At 38.7% G+C, this 212-nt stretch carries 1 protein-coding gene; it reads left to right on the top strand.

Annotation, left to right across the window (positions count from 1 at the left end):
• Positions 1 to 3 precede the first annotated feature (3 nt).
• The coding region (locus tag HMPREF2782_RS04660; RefSeq protein WP_186821657.1) for a recombinase family protein at positions 4 to 212 on the top strand (209 nt) is incomplete at its 3' end.

Raw genomic sequence — 212 nt, 5'->3', positions numbered from 1 at the left:
CTCATGTCAAATACGAAAAGAACAGGACAAACGGCACTTTATGAGCGTTTAAGTCGTGATGATGAAATGCAAGGAGAAAGCAATTCCATCACCAATCAAAAACAGCTGCTTGAAAGCTATGCGAAAAGAAACGGTTTTGTAAATATCTATCACTATACCGATGATGGAGTAAGCGGAACGACCTTTGATAGAGAGGGATTTCAAAAGATGAT

The sequence above is a fragment of the Anaerococcus sp. HMSC068A02 genome (genome assembly GCF_001811125.1).
GTDB lineage: Bacteria > Bacillota > Clostridia > Tissierellales > Peptoniphilaceae > Anaerococcus > Anaerococcus vaginalis_C.
This window is presented reverse-complemented; position numbering and strand designations above follow the sequence as displayed.